Source organism: Clavibacter sp. MX14-G9D (assembly GCF_032917815.1).
In the GTDB taxonomy this organism is placed as follows: domain Bacteria; phylum Actinomycetota; class Actinomycetes; order Actinomycetales; family Microbacteriaceae; genus Clavibacter; species Clavibacter michiganensis_K.
Window position 1 is genome coordinate 1 of sequence record NZ_JAVCVL010000241.1, and the last position, 3,937, is coordinate 3,937.

Consider the following 3,937-nt stretch of genomic DNA (forward strand, 5'->3'; position numbering starts at 1 on the left):
GCCCGCGCCCGGGCCCGTGCTGTGCCGGCCGGTGGATCCGGGGCCGGCGTCGTCGGCGTCCTTGTCCGCGGCAGCCGCCGCGGACAGGGCGGCGGCGTCGCGCTCCTCGTCGCGGGCGCGGTCGTCGGCGATGGCCTGCATGCCGCCCTCGCGCTTGAGGACCCAGGCCGCGAGGATCGGCGCGAGCACCGCCGAGACGAGGACGGCGGAGGCGACCTGCGCGGTCGCCACCTCGACGTAGGGCGCGAAGGACGGGTCGGCCGCGCCGACGATGGCGGGCGTCGCGATGGCGTTGCCGGCGGTGGTCGCGGACGCTATGCCGAGGCCGGACTCCTTCCCGCGGCGCAGCAGGAACCGGTAGCCGAGGTAGGCGACGGTGCCCGTGAACAGGGTGGCGATCACGCCCACCACGATGCCCGACAGGCCGCCCGAGACGACGTTGCCGAGGTCGATGCCGGTGCCGAGCGCGAAGGCGAAGAACGGGATCACCATGTTCGGGATCGGGCGCATGACCTCCGTCCACCGGGCGTCCATGTTGCCGACGATGACGCCGAGGAGCAGCGGGATCACGGCGGCGAGCAGCAGCGTGTACGGGATGTCGGCGAGGCCCGCCGCGCCGAGGAACAGCAGAGAGAAGAACGGGCCGTCGTTGACGGCGCTCGCGATGTAGGCGCCGCGGTCGCGCTCGCGTCCGTACCGGCCGGTGAAGGCGAGCCAGATGCCGCCGTTGCTGTTGTCCATGCTCACCAGCAGCGCCAGGATCGACACCCCGAGCAGGCCGTCGATGCCCACCAGGTTGCCGAGCACGACGACGATGGCCGCCGGGATGATCGACTTCGTCAGCAGCAGCACGCCCGAGGTCGCGAGCACCGGGCCGGAGGTGCGGAGCGTGATCTGCATGCCGGTCGCGAAGATCAGGATGCCGATGAGGGGCAGGGCGCTGTCGCGGAACAGCGCGGTGGTGAAGTTCCCGAGCTCGAGGAACCCGGGGGCGAACGTGCCGACGATCGAGCCGACGATGAGCGGGATGAGCATGAGGCCGCCGGGGATGCGGTTCATGCCGTCGAAGAGCGGGACTCGGCTCGTGGGTAGGGGGTCGGGTGCCATGGCGGATCTCCTCTGATCGATGGGGCGACGCTGCCCGCGCGCACCCTCGTCGATGAGTACGTACACGGTGTACCTACACTATGTCGCGCTTCCCCGGAGCGTCAACGCCGTCGCGCCTCGCCCATCGGCCATGTCGAGCGCGGACGCCGTCAGCGGATCCGCGCGCCCGGCGCGAGCACGACCTCCCGTCCGAGGCCGGCGTCGACCACCACGGGCGTCGCGGCGGCGGACTGGGTGCCCTCGGGCACCCAGGCGCGGCCGGGCGCCACGAGGATCACGAGGCCGTGCACGTCGCCCACGGCCGCGAAGCCCGGGGCGGCGAAGCCCCCGTAGGGGTGCAGGCCCGCGTCCCCCAGCGCGCGGACGGCCGCGTCCACGTCGTCGACCACGACGCCGACCTCGCTGACGCCCACGACCTCGGCGGCGCGGAACGGCGCGTCCGGCCGGTCGACGGCCGGGAGCGCGCGCCGTTCGATGAGCTCGAGCACCTGCTCGTCGGGCCCTCGGAAGTACACGGATCGCGAGTCCCAGGTGCCGGGTCCCGCGAACTCGTCCCGTCCGTCGACGGCGATCACGTCCGCGCGCTCGCCGAGCCACTCGCGCGCCGCCCGGAACGCGCCCGTCGGGATCGTGACGGCGAGGTGGTGGGCGCCGCGGTAGCCCGGGCCGTCGGTGAACGCCAGGCGCGTCGCGCCGACCTCGACCTCCACCCCCTCGGATGAGGTGCGGGTCGGGAAGCCGAGCGCCGAGTAGGCGTCGGCGACCGCGGCGGCGTCGCGGGTGGGCAGGGTCACGTGGTGGATGCGCATGCGGCGATCCCCGCACCTCGAGTGCCCTCGAGGTCAAGCCGGGTCGGCGGGCCTCCGGGTGGGCCGGGTGCGCCGCAGCGGGCCCCGTCGGCCCCACGTGCCCCAGCGCCACAGCCATTCGAGCGGACCCTGCGTGCAGTGCCGGAGCCAGAGCGCGCTCACGATCGCCTGCCCGACCAGCACGGCGACGGCGGTCGCGAGCACCGGCGTCCACGAGGTCGCGTGCGGGAGGTCCAGCAGCGCCCCGGCGGCGAGCATCAGCGGTGCGGCGGCCACGTAGTTCGTGAGCGCCATCCGCCCCAGCGGCGCGAAGGCGGCGGTCAGGGGACGGGCCGCCCGGGTCGTCACGAGCCACGACACGAGCGCGGCCCACGCGACGGCGAGGGCCAGTCCCGCCGCCGCCGACTCGACGCTGAAGCCCGACGCCTCGATGGCGGCCGCCTGGAGGAGGACGAGCGGCACGGCGAGCGCGGCCGCGACGAGCGTCACCGCCATCGAGCCGCGGCGCGACCGCCCGACGCGCTCGACGACGCCGTAGCGGGTGAGCGCGGAGCCCGCGAGGAACATGCCGGGGATGAGCGCGAGCCCGCCGCCGGCGCCCACGATGCCGGCCGCCGTCACGACCACCGCCGCGACGGCGACCACGGCGCGCGGCAGCCATGAGCTCGGCAGGAGGACCACGAGGCCGACGACGGCGAACGGCAGGAGCGCGGATCCGGGCTGCAGGAACTGGAACGGGATGCCGATCGCGAGCAGCAGGAGGAGCCGACGGAGGAGCACCAGCCGAGGACGGGCCGTCGTGCGCGTCGCCGAGTCCAGGAGGAGAGCGAAGCCGATGCCGAACAGCAGCGCGAACACGGGGAAGAACCGCTGCTGGACGAGCAGCTGGAGCCAGCCGGCCACGGTGTCCAGGGCGGCGGGCTCGTAGAAGCCCGCCGCGGTCCCGAAGCGGGTGAGCGGGCCGATGTTGACGAGGGCGATGCCGCACAGGGCGACGCCGCGGATCACGTCGAGCGCGACGATGCGCGCACCACGGGCCGCGGGTGCGCCGGGCGCGGTCGGCGCTGCGGGGGTCGTGCGGGGATGGGGCCGGGTGCCGGTCACTGTCTGCCTCTCGGGGCGGGGCGCGCCTCTCGCGCCGTCCGCCGTCCCATGCTCGGCGCGGGCGGGTCGTGCGGGCATCGGCCGTTCGGCCGGTCTCGGGGGCGCCGACCGGGCGGCGGCAGGCCTCCGCGGGGATGCCGCCGGGCCTCCGCCGGGCCTCCGCCGGGCCTCCGCCGGGCGCCGTCAGGGTCGCAGCAGCCCCGAGCTCCACGCCCACGCGGCGATCTCGACGCGGTTGCGGGCGTCGAGCTTCGTCTGCACGGAGCCGAGGTGGGACTTGACCGTGCCCAGGGAGATCACGAGGTCGGCGCCGATCTCCGCGTTCGTGCGGCCGCGCCCCACGAGGGCCGCGACCTCGAGCTCGCGCGGCGTGAGCTCCGGGTGGTGGGGGCCCGAGGTGCGCGGGGCGAGGTGCTGGAGGAGGCGGACGGTCACGGACGGGCTGATGAGCTGCTCGCCCGTGTGCGCGGCCCGCACCGCCTCGACGAGGAGCCGCGCCCCCGCGTCCTTCAGCAGGAAGCCGGACGCGCCGGCCCGCAGCGCCCCGTAGACGTACTCGTCGAGGTCGAAGGTCGTGGCGACGACCACCTTCACGGGCACGCGCGCCCGCGGACCGGCGAGGAGCCGCGTGAGCTCGAGGCCGTCCATGCGCGGCATGCGGATGTCGACGATCGCGACGTCCGGGACGAGGCGCTGCGCCGCCTCCAACGCCGCGAGCCCGTCGGCGCACTCGGCGACGACCTCGATGTCGTCCTCGCCGGCGAGGATCCGCGCCACGTTGCGGAGCACGGACGGGTGGTCGTCGGCGACGAGGACGCGGATCGTCACGCGGCGCCTCCCCGGGGCAGGCGCGCGAGCACGCGCCAGGTCGGGCCGTCGTCGGGGTCGCCGCCCGCGGCCGCCGTGCCGCCCACGGC

At 75.4% G+C, this 3,937-nt stretch carries 4 protein-coding genes; all 4 read right to left on the reverse strand.

Annotated elements, in window-relative coordinates:
• The coding region (locus tag Q6969_RS13900; protein WP_317230970.1) for a 2-keto-3-deoxygluconate permease at nt 1-1,107 on the reverse strand (1,107 nt) is incomplete at its 3' end.
• A 149-nt stretch (nt 1,108-1,256) separates the two neighbouring features.
• The gene (locus Q6969_RS13905) at nt 1,257-1,916 is read right to left on the reverse strand and encodes a hypothetical protein (protein ID WP_317230971.1); all 660 of its coding nucleotides are present in this window, start codon (nt 1,914-1,916) and stop codon (nt 1,257-1,259) included.
• A 33-nt stretch (nt 1,917-1,949) separates the two neighbouring features.
• Nucleotides 1,950-3,020 carry a DUF418 domain-containing protein gene (locus Q6969_RS13910; RefSeq protein WP_317230972.1) on the reverse strand — a complete coding sequence of 357 codons (1,071 nt, stop codon included), beginning with the start codon at nt 3,018-3,020 and terminating at the stop codon, nt 1,950-1,952.
• Nucleotides 3,021-3,203: 183 nt separating this feature from the next.
• Nucleotides 3,204-3,848, reverse strand: a complete 645-nt coding sequence (locus Q6969_RS13915; RefSeq protein ID WP_104290812.1) for a response regulator transcription factor — start codon at nt 3,846-3,848, stop codon at nt 3,204-3,206.
• Nucleotides 3,849-3,937 lie beyond the last annotated feature (89 nt).

What these genes read in the sequence shown, in the direction of transcription:
- Q6969_RS13905 (WP_317230971.1), bottom strand. Translation starts at nt 1,916, where the DNA reads ATGCGCATCCACCACGTGACCCTGCCCACCCGCGACGCCGCCGCGGTC.